This is a genomic window from Candidatus Nitrosoglobus terrae (assembly GCF_002356115.1).
GTDB lineage: Bacteria > Pseudomonadota > Gammaproteobacteria > Nitrosococcales > Nitrosococcaceae > Nitrosoglobus > Nitrosoglobus terrae.
Genome location: NZ_AP014836.1, coordinates 1,305,002 through 1,325,696 on the forward strand (window position 1 = coordinate 1,305,002; position 20,695 = coordinate 1,325,696).

The window sequence follows — 20,695 nt, forward strand, 5'->3', positions numbered from 1 at the left end:
CCTCAAGTTATTAGGTAAACCCTACCCTACCTACCAGCCGCTATCGCTTCTAAGCAAAGATTATCTAATATAGCAAGATTATGATTCGCGTCAAAGTACGTTGCTGCACGCTTATAGCCGGCTTTACCTAACCTAATTCGTAAATCGCGATCTAAGGCAAGCTGCTCAATAGCTAATGCCAATTCTTGATCACTACCTGCTTGATGAAATAACCCAGTTTGCCCTTCAAGTACAATTTCACGAGGGCCGGGTAGATCTGCAGCGATTACTGGACGTGATGCGGCCATAGCTTCTACCAACACCGTTCCAAATGGCTCTTTAAGAGAAGCATGAACAAAAAGATCAGCTGCAGTCATCACTGCAGGAATATCATTCATAAAACCTAAAAAATGCACAGACTCCGCTAATCCTAGCTGTTCCACAAGGCGGTAAATATCTTTCTTATAGGGCTCACCATCATGATAAAGGGTAGTATCACCCGCAATAATTACCTTAATTTGAGGTACCCGCCCTCGAACCTTAGCAACCGCCCGGAGAAATACCTCATACCCTTTCTGCGGTACCATACGAGCTACAAACGCTATTACCAAAGCTTCTTGTGAGATATTTAGATGAGCGCGAAGATCCTGCCCTCTATCTTGGGCAGTATTATAGGTATTGAGCGGAATCCCATTAGGGATAACTTCAACTAATGTAGGATTAACACCTGCCTCCAGCATAGCTTCCGCCTCATAACGGGTTGTTGCTGCTACACGGAATACGTTTTCATTAAGAAAGCGTACAAGTTCTTGGCGTTGCTCCAGCTTAATACCCCAAGGAACAAAGGTATCTGCTCTAGCACGCCATATCACTGTAAGCCCTCTTCGAACTGCTAACCGGCCACCCGTATTTAAATCAGGATAGGTATTACAAACAACTATTGACTTAAGACTAGATGTATTTTTTATTGTCCGGAATAAGCGATCAAGACGCCAACGGCCAAGACGTCGCGCTAGCAACCCAGTAATGCCGCTAGCCGATCCGTGCCAACCAGACACTAACACGCTACAGCCAAATGCTTGTACTCTATTTACAAGAGAACCATTTTCACCTAACACTACAGTGATATCTTTATGGGGAAACTTTGTGCCTTGAATATGATCTAATAACCTTAATTCACCACCCCCTAAATCTCCGTACCAAGACAAATAGACAAGATTACCTACAGCGCGATGAATCGCCGCTTGATCTTTATTAACGGCCATGTGCCAATATAAATTAATTTTTTTGTAAAAAATCTAAAAAACTAAGGAGTTTATCAATCGTGTTACGTTATTTATCTCTAAGTATTCTGCTGATCACCCTGCTTATACTACCGACAGAGAGCCAATCCCGGCGTGTATACGATTATTATGATCGGGCAAGCCAGCCATCTAATCTTTTAACCAACGTTGAAGGATACCATATAAATCTTATCTATGACGGATTGAGGGACAAGTATTATCCTAAAGTCGAGAATAATATTAAATTTATTCTTGATTATTTCCCCAACCACCCAAGGGCACTTACGATACTTGCGCAGTATACCTCTGAATTCCATAAATACAAATTTGCTGAGGAGTATTTTGGTCGCGCTTTAAAGCTGTTCCCTAATACAGCTTCTACCTATGGGATTTATGGATTCTATCTCCATCGCCAAGGAAAGCTTGAGGAGGCCATTGCTCAGTACCGTAAAGCAATTAGCCTAAAGGAAGATTACAGTGAAGCTTATTATAACCTAGGGCTAGCATTACTAGATGAAGGAAAGGCTAAAGAAGCTAATAAAGTAGCACAAAAAGCCTATGCGCTTAACTACCCCTTCCTAGGGCTACGTAAGCTACTAGAAAAACAAGGAGCATGGAAGCCCCTCAAAAAATCTAATTAATACCGCTTATTATCCTCACCATTACCCAGCGGCCGAAATTATATAACCGCTGGATAATTAGCTTAATATTAGTTAAATTACTGCTCTCATATTGTTTAAAAACCCTTAGGCAGCCACCTAATTATTCGGTATATTTTCCCCCGTACCCTCAAACTGTCTTAAATCCACCAGCCCAATATGAGTCATCGGATGAGAATAATCACAACCGGCATCCCCCACACAGCCAAAGAGCACCATCCAACCCGAGCTATGCCAAGTCATGGTGTTACCTTTAATCTTATCGGTTAACGTCGTCGCGGGATCATCCCACACCACCTTTTGGTAAGTATCTTTAGCGGCATCATAGACGTACACTGAAGAGGGATACGTAAACTGGTTTATCTTGCCTGATACGCCATTATTCATCTGCTTATACATGGCTATCTTATCGCCTAAGGCCGCCATGTACACTCTTCCCCAATCATCCCCATTCCCATCGCGCAAGTCATCAGGCAGCAATCCCATTTCCTCAAAGGTATGGGTATCAATATTCCAGCGCCATAAACTATAGACATCTCCAAAGCCTTTCATGATGCTGCTGGCCTCATTGGTAATATAGATATAGCGGCCTACCTGCGCTACCGTGCCATCGGCAAACAAGCCAAAGGTATGGGGATAGGTGGCCCATGTTTGGGTATCGGGGTCAAAGTAGTAGGCGCTACGGTCATCTAGGAAAATCAGTTTATCCGTTTGAGCATCATAAATCCCATGGGCAGAGGGTCTTGGTCGAGCTTGCATGGTCTTCATCGGCTCTGCCGGTAAGCCTTCCGGCTGTACCCATTGACGGCTGATAAAGTCAAAGTAAGAGAGAATACCAAAGCCCCCCCCTTGATTACAGGTGTCATTGTAGGGATACCAAATCCCAGGCCCTAGCCACATCCGTTGTCGTTTCGTATCCCATAGCTGGCCCACTTCATCGGGATGCCTAGGATAGTTGCCCGTCGAGTTACCACAGTAATGGGCTTCTATTTTCCAAGTGTTCGCAAGGACATCATAGCTGTGTAAATCTTGTCGGCCATCTTGGGCAACGACGCTATCTCCAAAAGGAAACGGGGTATAATCTCCTCCACCCCAGTCACCGGCCACCACATACAGCTTGCCATCTCCCAGTTCTGTTAAGCGCATATGCTTAGCGGCTCCATAGGGGCTTAGGCTGCTTTTTAACGGCGGTAGCGCTTGCGGGACGGCAGTCACTTTAATCTCTCCAGAAATAATCTGGGCCGGTGCACCAGAGGAACTTGGGGGGGGAGTTACCGGCGGACTTACCGGCGGAGTCACAGGGGGCGGGGGAGTAGGGTTTGAACCCACAGAAGAGCTGCCACTGATAGGAACGCCTAATTGTTGAGCTTTTTGTGCTAACAGTGCCATAAGCTCATTTTTAGTCATTACCACATCAGGATAATTTTCTGTGTACTGTTGTAGCAATATATTCAATTGCTTTTGTAGAGCTTGGATTTGGCTATCAGTAGAGCTTGATCCGCTCCCACCAGAGGAACTTGGGGGGGGAGTTACCGGCGGACTTACCGGCGGAGTCACAGGGGGCGGGGGAGGATCTGGATTTACCGGCGGTGAGGTAGGCGGTACAGAACCACTACTGCCCCCCGATACATTACCAGCCAACTGTAAGCACCAAGTATTACTACTACTATAGCCTCCAGAGATAATATTTCCATTGCTATCAAAATAGGCCCCCCCCCGATAACAGTGCTTCTCTGTCGTCGGATCATAGGCCCCAAACGGCATCCGTACCGCCGGCATATTGGCTTGGGCGGTAATGTCTACCCAAGCAGGCCCCTGGTTATGAATATTCCAAGTAAACACACTATTGGTGCCCGTCCAGTTGGCATTGGATCCCAGTGTGGTAGGATTGCCCCCATAGACAACAATGTCTCCTGTGCCTTGATCATAGGTGACTTGGGGATAGGAACGGCTAACCGGTAGATTAGGAAGACTCACATCCCATTGCCGGGTTACTAAATTAAATCTTCTAAACTTTTTGCTATCAACCAATACGCCTCCCTCATTACACACCCCGCCCACAATGTACACCCACTGTCCCGCCGCTACCGCGCTATTACGCATGTTTTCACAGGCATCGGTGTTGGCCACTCCATTTACAGGCTCCAAGCTATAAGTTCCATCAGACTGGGGATGAATCAGCGTAATAAATTTACTCGGGCTACCGTTGAACGCTCCACCATAGACAAAGCCCATGTTTTGATCTTCACTCCAGACCATCGCTGGATTAAAGGCAGACCAGTTAAATCCGGCAGGCGCTTTAAACAACCCGCCCATCACCGTATTAATATCAACCCACTGGAGGCTAGCGTAATCAAAGAAACCATTCTGGTTAGGTTTGCCATTTAAATAAGCGCCTCCCAAAATCACCAGCCCTCTACCAGGGATACTTAGACTTAAGTGGTTGTCTCGATCGTTAATTCCATTTCCCGTTATCGCAAAGGTGGGCCCTGAACCTTCATTGGCTTGTTGTAGATAGCTAAAGGTATTGCTCGATGAATCAAAACATCGTACTGAGTTGTTTGGCGTTCCTGCAGTGGCATTGCCAAATAAAAAAATAATACAGTTGCGTCCATCGCCTACCTTAGCATAAGCCCCTGAGGTCCACCCCGCAGTATAATTCGACGGATCATGATACGGGCCTGTAATCATTGCTGCTTGCGCAGATCCTGCTAGAATTACTAGAGCACATACTAATACCCAGCATTTAATAAAGCTAACAATCTCATGCTGTCTAAAAATGATGCTTAGCAAGATAAAATTAAAAGATAACATTATAAAATTATTTTTTGATTAAAATTTCATTTAAGTGTTAGATATCGAGTCTTTACTAATAATAGCTATCCGTTCACCAACCAGCGGTAGAAAATACAAAGATGGCCATCACAAGCAGAAAAACTAAAAGTATATTATCCATTTTTAGCTTTATAAATAGATAATGACTCTAGAGATTTCTGCTGCGCCAGCCGTGTAGATTCCTCTTCCTGAAGCCATTGCTCTAAAATCATAAGAACCCACGATAAAGTACCATAATAGGCTGCATGCTCATGAAGGCGTGGCCCAATAAGATCATCTATTAATGCCGGCTGTATAAACCCTCGGCCACGCAAGCTCATCAAGCTATCTCCTACAAGCTCATACAAAGGCTGATAATCCTTTAACCATACACCAACAGGCAATCCAAAACCGTGTTTATGCTTAGCTATCACCGCATCGGGGAGAAAACCTCGTAAGGCTTCCTTAAAAAAATAACGCAACTGTGTACGCTTGACTTTGAAATTAGACGGTAAAGATGCTGCAAAATCACCAACAGCATCATCTAACATCGGGAAAGCTACATCAACACCAGCAGCACTACACATCCCTACCACTTTAGGTAAATCGTTATCCGCCAACGTAATTCTTAAATCATAACCCAACATACGATTAATAAGACTCTTAGCAACAACTCCTTGATAAAGAGAAATCAAATGTTGCAGCGGTGAGTCTTGATTAATAGAAGTGAGGAAGTTTCCAGAAAAAATCTGCTCCGAACCTATTCTATTAATGAGATTATAAGACTCCATCCTGTTTGGCATTGGAACAGCTGCCCGTTCAATATAACGCTGTAGTTTCGCTATAATAGGTAGCCGCTGAGCTTGAGGAACTTTAATTATGGGCTCAATTAACCCTCTTCGCAGCATCTTTGGGATTTGCTCATAGAGAGAGAGTATCCATTGCTTAGCATAACGTGTATTGCCACCAAATAACTCATCCCCACCATCGCCCCCAAGTAAACAATCAATCCCATCTTCTTTAGCCAATTGGGCGCAGAAGAAAGTAGGAACCGCCGAAGCATTGCCAAAAGGTTGCCCGTAAGCACGGGTTATTTTAGGAATAGCCGTTATTATATCTTGGGGTGTTACATAATATTCATGGTGATCTGTGCCAAAATGATTAGCTGTAATACGAGCATAGTGGGTTTCATCATAACCATCAGCAGCAAAACCAATAGAGTAAGTACGTGCCGGCTGATCTAGGGCCTTACCTAGTAAACCCGTTACAGTAGAACTGTCTGTACCTCCGCTTAAAAACGCACCAACAGACTTATTCCCTTGCACAGATCGAGTAACAGCTTGACATAATGTATCCCGAAACGTTTCCTTAAGCTCTGCCAGTGGCGGTTGCCGAGCCTGCTCATGGAATACATAGCGCCAATAAGGTTTTGCTTCAATTACTCCTCGACGATAATGTAGTGCTTGACCTGGAGGTAGCCGCCATACTTTTTGATAGATAGTTTTTGGCGCTGGAATTATATGAAAATAGGCATAATCAAAAATAGATTGGGAATCTATTTCAGTGATTATGGCTGGGTGAGCCACTACTTCAGCGGGAGTGGGGCCAAAAACTAAAGATCCATTCATCTCGCTATAACAAAGCGCATAAGCTCCATAGCGATCTACAGCTAATAGCGCCTCATTCTCAGTGCTATCTAGTATTGCTAAAGCAAAAGCCCCTTTTAGCTGAGCTAACATTTCTAGCCTATCACGACGAAATCTGCTGACTAACCCTTGCAACATATCTTCATTTAGGGGATCATCATTCCAACGAGCATTACCCACTACAACTGCAATAACACCCTCCTGTTCTCTAATCAGTAGACGATCAGGATGATGGCCAGTGACTGCGATAGAATGGTTAACAAAAACAGGGCTACTGGCTAGATTCTCTTGAGCCATAATCGATAAAAGGCATCGCCCTATCTCTTCAGACCCTGGATTATATTGAAACCAACCCCATAGCCCTCTCATGATTTAATCTCCTTAGAGGTAGCAAAAACTTTAATAAAACTACGCAAGCGTCGCAGCAAAGGAATTCCATGCTCTTCCACAAAATAACTTAACCGGGCTAAAGCAGATTGACCATATACAAATCGCCGCTTTAAAGATTCAGCTGAATCCGTCCAGCGGAGCTTATAGCTATTATCACCGGGACCAAAGTAATAACGGGTTAAAGAAGTTTGAAATAAGGCTTCAATAATCTTCCAGTTCAGATAAGTACCGGGTGAAAGCTCTGCTTGAGTCAGATCATAGTCAGAACGTAGTGCATAAATATTATTTTGGCACTTAAGCTGATATTCACAGGCTAGCGGATGGCCATTAAGCCACAAAATCCAGATAGACAGCCAATCACAGTGTGCTGCATATTCCGTCAAACGCCGAATAAAAGCATAAGGGCCTGTTTTATTTAAAGCACCAAGCTTATCCTCTTTCCAACTGGACACGGACATTGCAACTGCAGTTTGTAGCGCTACTTCCTTCCGAGAAAAATCTTGTACCCACTCAAGCTCAATTTTACCTGCCCGAGTTAAATGATTAGCCACAAGATTATTGCCTTTTTTAAGGCGTCGACTACGCTTTTGGTAGAAATTTTCCCATCCTCCTTCTAGCGAGATATAATAATTTCGCGTTTCCGCGCCTATTGCTTGAGCAAACCCGCTAGCAGCAAGATTATCGACCAGAGTATCTATTGCAGCTGAAACTGGTAAATACCGTAAATCAACCAGATCCCACTGGTAACTGCATCTCTTTAACCAGCCTGCTAATGTACAGGTAATAAGAGATTCCTCTCCAGGCATAGCAATAAGATCGCAGTACTGAGTATCCGGCACAGATAAGAACTCTACAACGCGCAACGGTAACCCCCGCAACCGACAAGTAGAGCGGATAAAGGGACAGATCCCAATCAAAGTTGAGTCTCGCCACACCAATAATATCCATAGCTTAGCCTCTTGTCGACGCCATTGCCAAACCGAATCGAACCATTCATAGCATAGGAATATATGATGAGAACTAGAAACCTGATCTACCAACATATTCCATTGTGATTTCAGCCCTAAAAAGTGATCCTCATCCTCTACTACTTCTACTTGAATATGATTCATTATTTAAAACTGGTTTTATAGCTTAGATCTGAAAAGTCGCTTAACCGCCATATATCCCTAAGGATGATGAGCTATTTATATTTTTTATAAAGGGCAACTTACGGGTCGATATCGTAATGCATTTTCAGTTAACCTGGCGACAAAACGTAGTGGTGTACGATCCCATGGAGTAAACCGTGGTATCTGGTAAAGATCCACCCCTTGGCGAGCGGCTCCCCACGCTGTAGTCACTGCTGCTTTATAGCCAGCTGCCCTTACCATCTCCACGTGCTCCCGCCTAAAATCTATACCTGGCTTTCCATTGGGGTAAGCAAAAAGATCAATAGGCTCACCTAGTGTTTCCTCCAGTTCTTTTTTGTTAGAGATAATTTCTTCCTGTGCTCTCTCAAACGATAAGCAGGATAAAATAGGATGATTACGAGTGTGCCCGCCAATCTCCATCCCAGCTTGGCGAAGGGTCACTATATCAGAGCGATTCATCATGGGGCTATTTAAAAGCGGATTACCTGCCATTTCAAGTATATAAGCTGCTATCTCCTCTCGCCGATTAACTTCATCTGAATATTTTAGCTGAGCAATAAGCGCTGTAGCCGCCTGTCGACGAGATTCTAATGTAGTCAAATCATAGCAACCCAATTCCCGCTCTCTCAAATCTAAAATTGATCCTGAAGCTTGGCCTATCGCATCGATCACGGTATCATTCCACATCCGTCCGCCATCTAGATGCCCCGAGGCAATAAAAAAACTAGCGCATAAACCATGACGTTGTAGTATCGGTAGGGCATGGGTTACATTATCTTGATAACCATCATCAAAAGTCACACAAAGTGCTCGTCTTGGAAGACCGCCTTGATGTAAACATTGTATTGCTTCAGTAAGCGGTAGCACAGAAAAATACTGCTTTATAATTCTCATATGACCTTCAAAGGCTTCCGTATCCACTTCCCCTCGCCGTAGTGGATCGGGTTTAGGAAGCACTCGATGATAAATCAGCACGGAAAGTCGAGAACCACCTGGTAGGTTAAGAATTTTTCCTATCCAAATTTCAAAGAGATCTATCTTCATTATCTATAATACGACTACATATTAGGCAATTTGCCTACCTACTAATGCTCCCCCTGCAAAGCAGCAGGAAGAGAGGGTAATTTCTGTTTAATACTAACACTCTTAAAATGCCCAAGGTTTTCAATATTAGGTTTAGATGTGGTAACGATGATGCCATCCTAGCCGTAACAGCTTAACGCCTCGCGAAATCGGAATATGTCTTTAATATATCTGTAGCGAAAGGCTGATTCAAACTAACGACTACAAAGGGCATCTTGCCATGAAGTCTGAAGTTCTTTTCGACAATACCGATAGCTAATGCTTAGTATCCTAATTTTGTCAAACGCACCAACATAGCACCGTTACCGGCCTCAACATCAAGTACCTATCCTCCTTCAAGAATATGGTACTGAATTACTATTTCTAAAAAACCATGCAATCCTTGAATTGCATGGACAGGTAGTTCCTCAAAGGTTTCCCCTCGGTATTCTTTGCTCATCACCTGACGGTAAGAATTCACTAGTACTGTATCCTGATCTCTAAAATTCTTCATATCTTCATATTTTTACTTTAATATTACCGCCATTATCGCCTTTTTCATAATTACTTATGAGGCTACAAATGTCTAACTCGTTTTTCACCGCTTTTCATCAGTACACTCGGCGCCAACTTGGTACCATACTTGCTAAAGTAGGATTTAGATACACCAGCTATTATCAAAAGCAGCGCGCCATAGAACGACTATCTACCATTGCTGAAGGCATTAGATATCTGGAGCATTCAAGCACAGATAAAACACAACCCTCCTCGGAAGAGGCTCCTATCTTTATTTTCTCTGCCGGTTGGCGCAGCGGCTCTACCCTCCTTCAGCGCTTAATTTGCTCTAGCGGGAACACGCTTATTTGGGGTGAGCCATACGCTCATTGCAACTATATTCAAACTCTCGCCTCAACTTTACAGCCTTTCAATCAGAAATACCCACCAGAGCATTTTTATTTAAAAAATACCCCGCAATTAAAAGATCTATCTGCTGCCTGGATTGCCAATCTCTACCCAGAATCCCATCACTTGAAAGCGGCCCACCTACAATTTTTTGACTACCTTTTTGCTCAACCTGCAAAAGCGGCAGGAGCACAGCATTGGGGGCTTAAGGAAGTACGCCTTAATACCCAACACGCTTTATATCTTAAATGGCTCTACCCAAAAGCTAAGTTCCTATTCTTATACCGAAACGTCTATAATGCTTATCGCTCCTACAAAGGCCTAACTTATTATGCGGCTTGGCCTAATCACCCTGTACCAAACGCCTATACCTTTGCTAAATTCTGGACTCAGCTTGTTCAAGATTATTTACAAAATGCTAAACATATTGGTGGAGTACTAATACCCTTTGAAAAATTGACTAGTAGCTGCTATGAAATAAATCAGCTAGCCGAATATCTCAATCTTGAGTTAGATAGCAACGTACTATCTCGACGCATCACGGGGCATATAGGGATTGATGCCATACCTAGGCATCTCTCTTGGTATGAGTTAATGATCATCCGTCAAATCGCAGGTTCAGTAGCAAAACAACTCGGTTATAATCCAACGAATCATTAAACTAAGGCTGAAAAACAGGCTAGATTACCTTCCTATGGCTGAGGTAATTAAATTCTTCCATGACGACGGCATAAGCTAACCAATGCAGAGCCTAAATAGCTTCCCTTTATTTGAGGGCAGCTATCCGCTGTGGTACAAAAACCAAATCTGGTTCTAAGGCTAGATTTTACCAAAGATTATTATTCTCGTCTTATATAGAGGCAGACGCTCATTAAAATCTCCCGTTTGCTCAAAAAGGGAATAAATAACCAACATTATGCTTCCAAGCAACGTGGTGGCTAATCGCTAATTCCTCCGGCCAATTAAGTCACGTAGTTATATCATTTTTTCCAAAGCTTCAGCGACGATCCAGCCATAAAAGGCTTATCTTGATATAGGCAGCTGATTTTGATTATAAGAAATAGCCACTAAAACCCGATCCGAAAATGCGCTAGATATTTTATTGACAGATTACTCTCCTCTCACAGCATTGCAGCAGAATTTTTTCGGAATGCACGCAATGCATGGGTTATTTCATCCGCTAAAGGATGGTGAACTACCCATAAAGCAATTATCCATGCCCCTGCTGCCCCTAGAGCGGTTATTACAAACTCATTTACTGAAACATCCCACAGGTTATCATAGGCAAACCATAGGGGCATAATAGGTAGGACACTTACCAAAGTTACCAACATGCTCTTACTAAGTGATTGAAGATATCCCGCTATATCAATGCCAAGAAGTTTTTGTAACGATCTGATCCATAGGAGAATCTGGATAATAGTGGCGGCTATTAAACCTAGGGCGGCAGCCTTTAACCCGTAAGGAACAGTAATTATTAATATAGCAAGTTTAAAAATACCACTAATAATATTAATACGTAGTGTTACCCCTGGATTACTTAGTGCAACAGCAAGTTCTTGATTAAGGGAGAACAAAATCCGTAAGACACCCATAAAGCAGAGAATCTCAGCAATGGGTACCGAAGATACCCATTGAGGGCCATACAGTAACCGAATCACGGGTCCAGCCAGAAAAAATAGACACCCATAAAAAGGCCAGGCTAATCCTGTTACATAAGTCAATGCTTGCAAATAATGATATTTAATACTTTTTCCTTGACGCTTATGCTTAGAAAAATAAGGTAATATTACCGGACGGATAGAAGCTAGAATAACTTGCTCAAATATCTGGATAGTACCGACTGCGCGCCCGAATAGACCCACTGCATTAACATCCTGTAGTTTACCAATAACCAATTCAGGAGAACCCTCGCTTATCTCACGGGCAATACTTGCACTCATTGCTTTTGACGAAAAAGAAACTACAGAACGCCCACCATGCATAGAGGGGCGTAGCGGGGCTATTTCAGGACGAAAATAGGCAACCACCATCACCATAGCAAGCGTACCTGCGACTTGCGACCAAGCCATACTCATATAACTAAAACCTGTTAACGCAAGAGTAAGTACGGTTATAAACCGGGTTATCTGGGCGCTCATATGCACTAAATAAATACGCCCAAAACTCATTTCACGGTGCCAATAAGCCATGACTACAGTACACAATGGCAGCAGAAAGAAATTAGCTGATAAAACTAATACTACTTTATATACTCCAAGCTCACCGTAGAAATTCGCCAGAGGTTGAGCCAACATAACAAGCACTAACCCTAATCCTGAGGCTACCAGTAAGGTAATCCCTTGAGCTGTCTGCATTTTCTCTTTAGTCAGCTCAGAGGTGCAAATGATATACTGGCTAACACCAAAATCTCGTACTGAATCAGCAACCCTCACTAATACCATACCAATAGAGAAAATGCCTATTTCTTGAGGGGTTAATAACCGCGCAATAATTACCGTAGAGATGATCATTAAAACCATCGAAGAACCGCGCTCTGCTGTTGAAATCAGTAAGCTCTTACGAACGCTAGCCAATACTTATTTTCTCCACTTTTGAAAACTTCTCATCATAAATAAAAATATAAATAAAAAAGGTGCTAGAAGCCTTTATTGAAGTATTTTCACAGAATCAAAACTCTTGATTAATTTTTAAAGAAAGCGCCATAACTATGGGTGTGTTATTACATGGCTTACAACATAGCGAAATTTACCTGAGCGCTCAGGAGGTATTTCCGTAACTAAATTAACAATCACAGAAACCTCTTTACCAAGGCGATCTTGAAAACCCCGCCGAATCAGATCTCCCGTAAGATTATCGTATTTTTCTGTAGGAATTACTAACACTCGTATCTCAGCTTTACTTTCTTGAATAATCTTAAATGATCTCACTCCTGAAAGATCCCGCAAAACATAGATTAGAGCTAACCCGTGCATTACAGTTCCATCTAAGGCCACAATAAAATCGGTAGTTCGCCCCTGGATTTCTTTAACTACGGGAAGAGATCGTCCACAAATGCATCGTTGATCATCAAAAGCGGCTATATCTCCAGTACGGTAACGGATGAAGGGAAACCCATTAGTGGCAAGATGGGTAATGACTATCTCTCCTGAATCGCCCATTGGCACGGATTTTCCTTTATGGTCGATAAGCTCCACGACAATATCCTCAGCCATAATATGCAGGCTGCCGGCCTGACATTGATGGGCAATAAAACCTGCATCACGCCCACCATATCCATTTGCTACCGAACACCCAAACACCTCTTCAATAAGGAGACGCTGATTATTATAGAGGCGCTCTCCCGTGACAAAAGCTACCCGTATACCCAGAGTATTCATCTGCGCACCATACTCTTGTGCATGCCTTGCAACATGGGCAATAGCGCTTGGATAGCCAAATAGCATTTTTGGGCACAGACGCTGAATTTCAGCGATAAAATAATCTAAATTATGCTTAGACATCTCAAATGCCGGCAGTAAGCGGCTACGTAGAAGATGATCCCGCCATTTTCGCAGCCGATCTTGACTCTTAAGCTCTATTGGCGATCCCCATATGACAACTTCTGGATCGCCAATATCCACTCCCCACCATCGAGTTGCTCGCCATTTAGCAGCCACGTCATGGCTAACCCTATCTTTACTAAGATAAAAAATAAGCGGTTCACCCGTTGAGCCACCGGTGTTAAACGGCATTAAGGTATCTATATTATCTGCTTTAAGCTTTAAAGCATACTCGCGGATCGTCGATTTATCTAATAAAGGGATTTGTTGAAGATCTTGAAGGCTAGTTAGCTGCTCTGGCAAAAACTTTATCTGGTGAAATAAATCTCGATAATAAGGCGCATGTAATTGTGCTTCTTTGAGAAATACTCGTAGCCGTTCAATACGAAGAGATTCAAGCTTCTCAGGGGGCAGCCATTGTGATTTTTCTAGCCGTTTAAGAATTTGCGTAGTGGTATGACCTTTAAGCCGCTCATGCAAAGGAAATAACGCAGAAGCTACTAGCTTTGTATACAAGCTACGCTGCACCTGATCCCGCCTGACTTAAGTTATATCTATCATCGGTTGTTGAATAGCCATAAGCGGCAAATAATTTTGGCCGCACTGAATCCCATTGAAATTGCCGTACTTTATCCAAACCCGCAGAGATGATCCTATTCCGAAGATCAGCGTTTTTTAATAGCTCTATAATACAGGCAGCTAAAGCCTCAGCATCCCTTAAAGAGGTAAGAAGCCCATCGATACGATGGGTGATTAAATAAGGAATACCCCCAGCAGCAGTACTCACAACAGGTACGCCACTTGCGAGTGCTTCTAAAATCGAAATAGGCATATTATCAACCAAGCTGGTATTCAATACTATATGAGCAGAATCATAAAGATTCGCCATAGAATCGTTATCAATTCTACCTGTAAAGTAAATGCTATCGGAAAGTTCTAACTCATGAGCCAAAGCTTGTAATGACTCTAACTCAGCTCCTGACCCTGCAATCGTCATTCGAGCCGTAGGAAACTGACGATGTACTGCTTTCAGCGTATGTATAGCGGTAGGAATATCATAAATGGATTCTAAATTCCGAGAGACAACAATATGCGGATCAGTAGTAGCTAAATTTTTAGATCGCCCCTGTGGAGAGAATCTCGACAAATTAATAATATTAGGCACAATTGATACTGAGAATCCATATCTAGAAAAGATATCCTCAAGAAACCCCGAGGGTACAATAATCTGATTAACCCGCTTTAGGGTAGATCGAATCCAGCGAAATGATCTCTCAAAAAATACCCCAGCTTCTCCTCCCCGATAATTCAGAACAACACGCACCCCATGCCAAGAGCCAATCCATATAGCAGGCGCTGCAAAAAGATACCAAGACCAACCAGAGTTTCCCATAATATGAAATACATTCACCCGTCCTGATACTCTCCATAGTTGGAATAAATAAGGCAACAAACGCGCTATTGCCCTTAAACCATGAAACTGGCTTATCCACATTGGATGATAAGGGGCGTTCACCTGGATCAACTCAACTTGGATATTTGACTGACGTAGCAAACTGGCCAGCTGCAAAGTCTGATTTGCCATACCACCGCTCGGCGGAGGTAATGGACCAATCAAGCCAATCTTAAGCAATATCTTTAGCCTCTTATCTATCTATAAGACGGGAATATAATGAAGCATACTTCATCACGCTTTGCGTCCAAGTTCGCTCTGTCTCTACGAAAGCACGACCTGCCTCACGGAAAGCATCCCAACAATGAGGACTCCCGAGTAAAGCTATAATCGTAGAGGCCAACGCCTCTATATTTCCAGCTTTAAAGAGAGAACCAGTCTGCCCATCTCTAATCAGCTCTCGATGCCCGCCCACATCAGAAGCTACAACAAGCTTTCCCTGAGCCATCGCCTCCAGTGGTTTAAGAGGAGTCACTAGATCTGTAAGTCGCATCTGAAGGCGTGGGTAGACGGCAATATCCACTAAATTATAGTAGCGATATATTTCCGTATTTGGTACCCGACCAGTAAAAATCACCTTATCAGTTAGCCCTAACTTTAGAGCAAGCCGTTGTAAATGTTTACTCTGAGGTCCCCCGCCAGTCAACAACACTCGAGCATTTGGATATTCTTTTAGAATCTTTGGGAAAGCTTGTAATAATAGATCCAATCCTTCATAAGCGTAAAATGAACCTAGAAACCCTAAAACTAATTTCCCTTCAAGCCCTAGAGAAACTCGCAGCTGAGAATCTTCAAAATAACTATAACGAAACTGTTCAACATCAACTGCATTAGGTACCACAATAATTTTTTCTGACGGAACATCCCGCTCAATAATCTCACTCCGGAGTCCTTCACATATAGTCACAATACCATCTGCATGGGTTAATACCTGAGTTTCTAAATTTCGGGATAAGCGATAACGTATTCCCCATGCTTGATGTTTTCCATGATCTACGGCAGCATCTTCCCAGAAGGCTCGTACTTCATAAACTACGGGTATCCCAAATTGTTTGGCAGCACGAATAGCAGCCTTACCATTTAGGGCGGGTGAGTGAGCATGTATAATATCAGGTTTTATTATTGGAATTAATTTTAGTAGCCTATATTCTAATGCTTTAATAACCACCCATTGCCGTAGAAGAGGAATTTTATCTACCCTACTTAATGGATCTAAGACCCGAAAAAACTCAAATCCATCAAACTCTTCTTTTTCTACCACTTTGCCTGCAGCTACATTATGCTTAGGACTAGTGACATGAAAAGTTTCCCAGCCCAAGGCCCGTTGTTGTTTGAGGATAGACCAAGTACGAAAACTATACCCGCTTTGAAGTGGTAGAGAGTGATCAAGGACATGGAGGATTTTCATTCTTAACTTAAGCCCACTTCAAGGCTAATTTTAATTACGAACGCTAATAGCCTTATACCACTTTACGAAACGGACTCTCAGACTCATGAGTTATAGCGCTTTCCCCTTTAAGAGTTTGTCGTAAAAATGCCTCAAACATCAAAAGAGACCAAATAGGTGCACTATAATCTCGTAATCCTGATAAATGCTGATCAACAAGCCGTTGCAGAGATTTCATCTCAAAAAAACCAGTTTCAGTTAAATTTCTTCCAGTAACCACCGTCCGTACCCGTTCACGTAATGGTCCTCGAAACCAAGCTGCAAGGGGTACTGCAAAGCCCATTTTCGGCCGATACAAGATCTCATCCGAAAGATAAGGGCGTAAAGCTCGTTTAAATATATATTTACCTTCCCCGCTTTGATATTTAAGGCTAGGGTCAAGCGTCCCAACCCACTCTACAAGTGGATGATCTAATAACGGTACCCGTACTTCAAGCCCATGGGCCATGCTCGCCCGATCTACCTTAGTCAGGATATCTCCAGGTAAGTAAGTCTTCATATCTAAGTACTGTACCTGCAACAATGGGTGCTTAGGTCCATGGCAGGCATGCTCTTTTAAAACCTCCAGTGCGCTATAGCCTTGAAGATCACGGCGCATATCTTCACTGAAAAAACTATTACGTAATCCCTCCGAGATTATCGCTACACTGTGAAAGTAAGCTTCAACAGTATCTCGTGCTAGTGCCTGAAAAGTGGTTTTAGCACGAAAAACGCGAGGAGCCCAATCCAGCTTGGGATAAATTCGCCCAAGCCTACCAAATAACGGTCGTCGTAAACTTAATGGTAATAAATCACGTATTCGCTGCTCATGTAAGTGCCACCGGTAACGTCGATAGCCTGCGAAAAGCTCATCCCCTCCATCGCCAGATAAGGCAACTTTTACTTGTTGGCGAGCAAGCTCACAAACCCTATAGGTGGGAATTGCTGATGAGTCAGCATAAGGCTCATCATAAATTCCAGCTAAGCGATCAACCAGCCCAAAATCATCCTGATTCACCTGAGCATGGTAATGATCAGTACCATAGCGATGGGCGACTTGCTGTGCATAATTAGACTCATCAAATGCAGGGTCTGAAAACCCAATTGAGCAGGTATGTACCGGTTTATCCGAAAGCTGAGCCATCATCGCTACAACAGCACTGGAATCTACGCCTCCAGAGAGAAACGCACCCAGAGGTACGTCTGCAATCAATCTAATATCGACCGCTTCACGAATCTTCTCAACTAAAGTCTTTTCTATGGTTTCTTCTAACTCTAATGCTCTTGGCTCAAAAATGGCATCCCAGTATTGTCGTGGTTCTGGTATTACTGATCCCCGACATAACGTCAGCGTATGCCCCGGCGCTAACTTATGGACGCTAGAGAAAATAGTACGTGGATCTGGAATATATCCAAAGGCAAAGTAATCTTCTACTGCTAAAGGATCAAGATGACGAGGTAAATCTGGGTGTACTAATAACGCCTTAAGCTCAGAGCCAAAAACTAAACGCTTATCGGGCAGTAGTCCATAGTAAAGTGGTTTAATGCCTAATCTATCCCGAGCCAGAAAGACCGTTTCCTGTTTCCGATCCCATATAGCAAAGGCAAACATGCCCCGGAAGCGATGTACACATTTCTCTCCCCACTCCTCCCAAGCGTGGACTATAACCTCTGTATCACATCGGGTGCGAAAAATATGGCCACGACGACTCAGATCATCCATTAGCGCCTTAAAATTATAGATCTCACCATTGAAAATTACCCAAACTGTACCATCCTCATTACTCAATGGTTGATGACCAAAGGATAAATCAATGATAGAAAGACGGCGATGCGCAAAACCAATACCCGATTCAATATGAATGCCCCTATCATCTGGTCCTCGATGACTCTGAATATCATTCATACGAGAGAGAATGTCAGCGTCAATAGGACGGCGCTCGTAGAGATCAAAAATACCTGCTATGCCACACATACAAGAGTTTTGAAAAGTTATTTTTTCCTGAAAACCACCCTATTATTGTTAGCGACCTATTTCCATCTTACTTTAGATCATCTAACCAACCCAACATAACATCTCGAATTCTAAAGGCAGCTTTTCCATCCCAAAACTCTGGAATACGGCCAGATTTCCCGCCTGTAGCTAAAATATCATCAACAATTGAAAGTACTCGTTCCAAAGCAATACCTGCGACTGTATTCGTTCCTTCTTCTACCGTAATAGGACGTTCCGTATTATCGCGTAAAGTGATACAAGGAATCCCCAAAGCAGTGGTTTCTTCTTGTACTCCTCCAGAATCTGTGAGTACTAACCGAGCTTTCTTTAGTAATCCAAGCATCTCTAAATAACCTACTGGAGGGATAGGGAATATCCCCGGGATTTGTGCTAATTTTTGACGTAAACCACTTCGATCAAGCGCTGCATTTGTACGGGGGTGCACTGGAAAAACAATCGGGATACGCTCACTAATTTGCTGAAGTAGCAGAATTATACGCTGTAAGGTAGTAATTTCATCTACATTAGATGGACGATGCAAGGTTAATATTGCATAGCCTTTAGCACAGGATTCTACCGCACCCTCTCCTCTAGATTTCATCAGTGTTTCTTTGGCTATAACTGCCTTTGAGCAATGATTAAATAGGCTATCAATCATAACATTGCCGACAAAGTGAATACGATGATCTTCTACACCCTCTCGCAATAAATTTCCCCTAGCCGACCGTTCAGTGGTAAACAATAGCTGGGCCAGCTGATCAGTTAAGACCCGATTTATCTCCTCTGGCATACTGCGATCAAAGCTGCGTAAACCTGCCTCAACATGAATAACAGGGACTTGTTTCTTGGTAGCTACCAACGCGCAGGCAATGGTCGAGTTAACATCCCCGACCACTAATACTGCAACTGGATCTGTTGTTTCTATTATAGGTTCAAAACGTTGCATGATTTGCCCAGTCTGCCAGCCATGGCTACCGCTGCCAACTTCAAGATTAATATCCGGCTTAGGTATGCCCAGTTGCTGAAAAAATAGCAACTGCATGGCTGCATCATAGTGCTGCCCAGTATGTATTAAGCTTAAGGGTGCCAAACCATCAAGTGCTGCCATAATCGGTGCAATCTTCATAAAATTAGGCCGAGCACCCACAATACACATCACTGTTTTTTTAGGCAGACTCATCACTTTACTTCTTGTTATTAGTTATTTATAGCTAAATTTTAAGTCTGAGCTTCTAGTAAAGAATCATATAATGCAGTATAGCGAGCTACCATGGATTTAATCCCAAATTTCTCTTCAGCGCGCTGGCGTGCTGTATGACCATGCATTCTTATCAATTCTCGATTATCAACATAATTGACTAAAGCTCCCGATATAGCTTGGGGATCAGCGGCAGGTACCAAAACCCCAGTTACAGAATCTATCACTAATTCTGGATTTCCTCCTACATGGGTGGCCACTACAGGTAAACCTGTTGCCATGGCCTCTAATATAGTGTTGGAAATTCCTTCTGCTAACGAAGGCAAAGTAAATATATCCATAGCTTGTAACAATACGGGTATATCGTCACGATCACCTGCTAACCAAACAAGATGAGTAAGATCTGACTCTGCAATAAGGGCTTCAATCTTAGGATGCAGAGATCCAGCGCCTACAATAACAAGTCGTAAATAATTTTTACCACTTGGTATTTGATTCACTAATTTTACAAAAGCGTGCACTAAAGTAACTTGATCCTTAATAGGTTCAAGCCGGCCAACAGTCCCAATTACTAAACTGTCTTCACTGGCAAATCCTGTGGGTAATACTGAGAGATCTCGCTTAGGATAAAAACGTTCTGTGTCAACACCATTACAAATAGGATTGATACGGGAAAGTGGTACATTTACTCCTTGATGTAAATAGTTAGCAATATGTTGTGATACCGCAATATATTGATGTATTAACGGTTGATGTAAGCGACGTAACCAGCGATAGCGCCAATTTTTTCCCTCCGGATCCTGAACATCCCAGCCATGCTCACCATGAATGCGTGCTCTTACTCCTGCTAGTGCAGCAGATCCTTGCATTTCCAAGGCCGCAAGGTTCCGCGTATGAATAATGTCAGGTTTAATATTACGTATCAGCCGCCAAAATCGAAAGTAAATGGCTATATCCTTCCCTTCTCGTTTATGCAATGCATAGATAGGCAAATTAGGCTGTTGAATACGCTGAGCAAAAATTGATGAGAAATCTCGCAGGCAAATGATAATATGCTGATACCTATCAGCAGTATGATTAATCAGATTAACAAGCCCATTTTCTAAGCCACCTATTTGCAACCGGAAGATCACATGGGCAATCACGGGTCGATTTTTATGGTTAAAAACCACAGCATAGGGCTGACCTCTTCTTAGAGAAGATACAATCAT

General features: G+C 42.9%; 15 protein-coding genes. 2 read left to right on the forward strand and 13 right to left on the reverse strand.

The window, feature by feature from the left end; genetic code table 11:
- Nucleotides 1–26: 26 nt before the first annotated feature.
- Nucleotides 27–1,244 carry a glycosyltransferase family 4 protein gene (locus TAO_RS06235; protein ID WP_096527106.1) on the reverse strand — a complete coding sequence of 406 codons (1,218 nt, stop codon included), beginning with the start codon at nt 1,242–1,244 and terminating at the stop codon, nt 27–29.
- A gap of 59 nt (nt 1,245–1,303) precedes the next feature.
- Between TAO_RS06235 and TAO_RS06240 the strand changes: the two genes are divergently transcribed.
- Nucleotides 1,304–1,903 carry a tetratricopeptide repeat protein gene (locus TAO_RS06240; protein WP_172419069.1) on the forward strand — a complete coding sequence of 200 codons (600 nt, stop codon included), beginning with the start codon at nt 1,304–1,306 and terminating at the stop codon, nt 1,901–1,903.
- A gap of 117 nt (nt 1,904–2,020) precedes the next feature.
- On the opposite strand, the gene TAO_RS09645 is transcribed toward TAO_RS06240, so the two are convergent.
- The 5 genes from TAO_RS09645 to TAO_RS09650 form a co-directional block, all read right to left on the reverse strand.
- Nucleotides 2,021–4,714 carry a Kelch repeat-containing protein gene (locus TAO_RS09645; protein ID WP_172419070.1) on the reverse strand — a complete coding sequence of 898 codons (2,694 nt, stop codon included), beginning with the start codon at nt 4,712–4,714 and terminating at the stop codon, nt 2,021–2,023.
- A gap of 155 nt (nt 4,715–4,869) precedes the next feature.
- Nucleotides 4,870–6,750, reverse strand: coding sequence for an asparagine synthetase B family protein (locus TAO_RS06250; RefSeq protein WP_096527109.1), 1,881 nt, complete (start codon nt 6,748–6,750; stop codon nt 4,870–4,872).
- Complete coding sequence (locus TAO_RS06255) at nt 6,747–7,883, reverse strand: GNAT family N-acetyltransferase (protein WP_096527110.1); 1,137 nt, start codon at nt 7,881–7,883, stop codon at nt 6,747–6,749. The genes TAO_RS06250 and TAO_RS06255 overlap by 4 nt, the downstream gene beginning before the upstream one ends.
- A gap of 84 nt (nt 7,884–7,967) precedes the next feature.
- Nucleotides 7,968–8,948 (reverse strand): polysaccharide deacetylase family protein, encoded by a 981-nt coding sequence (locus TAO_RS06260; RefSeq protein ID WP_096527111.1) that lies wholly within the window; start codon nt 8,946–8,948, stop codon nt 7,968–7,970.
- Nucleotides 8,949–9,312: 364 nt separating this feature from the next.
- The gene (locus tag TAO_RS09650; RefSeq protein ID WP_172419071.1) at nt 9,313–9,480 is read right to left on the reverse strand and encodes a hypothetical protein; all 168 of its coding nucleotides are present in this window, start codon (nt 9,478–9,480) and stop codon (nt 9,313–9,315) included.
- A 68-nt stretch (nt 9,481–9,548) separates the two neighbouring features.
- Between TAO_RS09650 and TAO_RS06265 the strand changes: the two genes are divergently transcribed.
- Entirely contained in the window at nt 9,549–10,529 is a 981-nt protein-coding gene (locus TAO_RS06265) for a sulfotransferase (RefSeq protein WP_172419072.1), read from the forward strand.
- Nucleotides 10,530–10,990: 461 nt separating this feature from the next.
- On the opposite strand, the gene TAO_RS06270 is transcribed toward TAO_RS06265, so the two are convergent.
- The 7 genes from TAO_RS06270 to TAO_RS06300 all read right to left on the reverse strand — a co-directional run bounded on the left by TAO_RS06270 (nt 10,991) and on the right by TAO_RS06300 (nt 20,695).
- Nucleotides 10,991–12,445 (reverse strand): lipopolysaccharide biosynthesis protein, encoded by a 1,455-nt coding sequence (locus tag TAO_RS06270; protein ID WP_145955147.1) that lies wholly within the window; start codon nt 12,443–12,445, stop codon nt 10,991–10,993.
- Nucleotides 12,446–12,577: 132 nt separating this feature from the next.
- Entirely contained in the window at nt 12,578–13,939 is a 1,362-nt protein-coding gene (locus tag TAO_RS06275; protein WP_096527114.1) for a phenylacetate--CoA ligase family protein, read from the reverse strand.
- On the reverse strand, nt 13,929–15,044 hold the full coding sequence (locus TAO_RS06280) for a glycosyltransferase family 4 protein (RefSeq protein WP_231910609.1): 1,116 nt from the start codon (nt 15,042–15,044) through the stop codon (nt 13,929–13,931). The genes TAO_RS06275 and TAO_RS06280 overlap by 11 nt, the downstream gene beginning before the upstream one ends.
- A gap of 13 nt (nt 15,045–15,057) precedes the next feature.
- Nucleotides 15,058–16,272 (reverse strand): TIGR04063 family PEP-CTERM/XrtA system glycosyltransferase, encoded by a 1,215-nt coding sequence (locus tag TAO_RS06285; protein WP_096527115.1) that lies wholly within the window; start codon nt 16,270–16,272, stop codon nt 15,058–15,060.
- A 52-nt stretch (nt 16,273–16,324) separates the two neighbouring features.
- The gene (locus tag TAO_RS06290) at nt 16,325–18,265 is read right to left on the reverse strand and encodes an XrtA/PEP-CTERM system amidotransferase (RefSeq protein ID WP_096527116.1); all 1,941 of its coding nucleotides are present in this window, start codon (nt 18,263–18,265) and stop codon (nt 16,325–16,327) included.
- 67 nt (nt 18,266–18,332) lie between these two features.
- A complete protein-coding gene (gene wecB / locus TAO_RS06295; protein WP_096527117.1) occupies nt 18,333–19,466 on the reverse strand; it encodes a non-hydrolyzing UDP-N-acetylglucosamine 2-epimerase in 1,134 nt (377 codons plus the stop codon).
- Between the two features lie 38 nt (nt 19,467–19,504).
- Nucleotides 19,505–20,695 carry a TIGR03088 family PEP-CTERM/XrtA system glycosyltransferase gene (locus tag TAO_RS06300; protein ID WP_096527118.1) on the reverse strand — a complete coding sequence of 397 codons (1,191 nt, stop codon included), beginning with the start codon at nt 20,693–20,695 and terminating at the stop codon, nt 19,505–19,507.

Excerpts from the sequence above, each read along its gene's own strand:
- TAO_RS06250 (WP_096527109.1), bottom strand. The coding sequence starts at position 6,750 with ATGAGAGGGCTATGGGGTTGGTTTCAATATAATCCAGGGTCTGAAGAG.
- TAO_RS06235 (WP_096527106.1), bottom strand. The coding sequence starts at position 1,244 with ATGGCCGTTAATAAAGATCAAGCGGCGATTCATCGCGCTGTAGGTAAT.
- TAO_RS06285 (WP_096527115.1), bottom strand. The coding sequence starts at position 16,272 with ATGAAAATCCTCCATGTCCTTGATCACTCTCTACCACTTCAAAGCGGG.
- wecB (WP_096527117.1), bottom strand. The coding sequence starts at position 19,466 with ATGAGTCTGCCTAAAAAAACAGTGATGTGTATTGTGGGTGCTCGGCCT.
- TAO_RS06300 (WP_096527118.1), bottom strand. The coding sequence starts at position 20,695 with ATGATTGTATCTTCTCTAAGAAGAGGTCAGCCCTATGCTGTGGTTTTT.
- TAO_RS06290 (WP_096527116.1), bottom strand. The coding sequence starts at position 18,265 with ATGTGTGGCATAGCAGGTATTTTTGATCTCTACGAGCGCCGTCCTATT.
- TAO_RS06265 (WP_172419072.1), top strand. The coding sequence starts at position 9,549 with ATGTCTAACTCGTTTTTCACCGCTTTTCATCAGTACACTCGGCGCCAA.
- TAO_RS09650 (WP_172419071.1), bottom strand. The coding sequence starts at position 9,480 with ATGAAGAATTTTAGAGATCAGGATACAGTACTAGTGAATTCTTACCGT.
- TAO_RS06255 (WP_096527110.1), bottom strand. The coding sequence starts at position 7,883 with ATGAATCATATTCAAGTAGAAGTAGTAGAGGATGAGGATCACTTTTTA.
- TAO_RS06260 (WP_096527111.1), bottom strand. The coding sequence starts at position 8,948 with ATGAAGATAGATCTCTTTGAAATTTGGATAGGAAAAATTCTTAACCTA.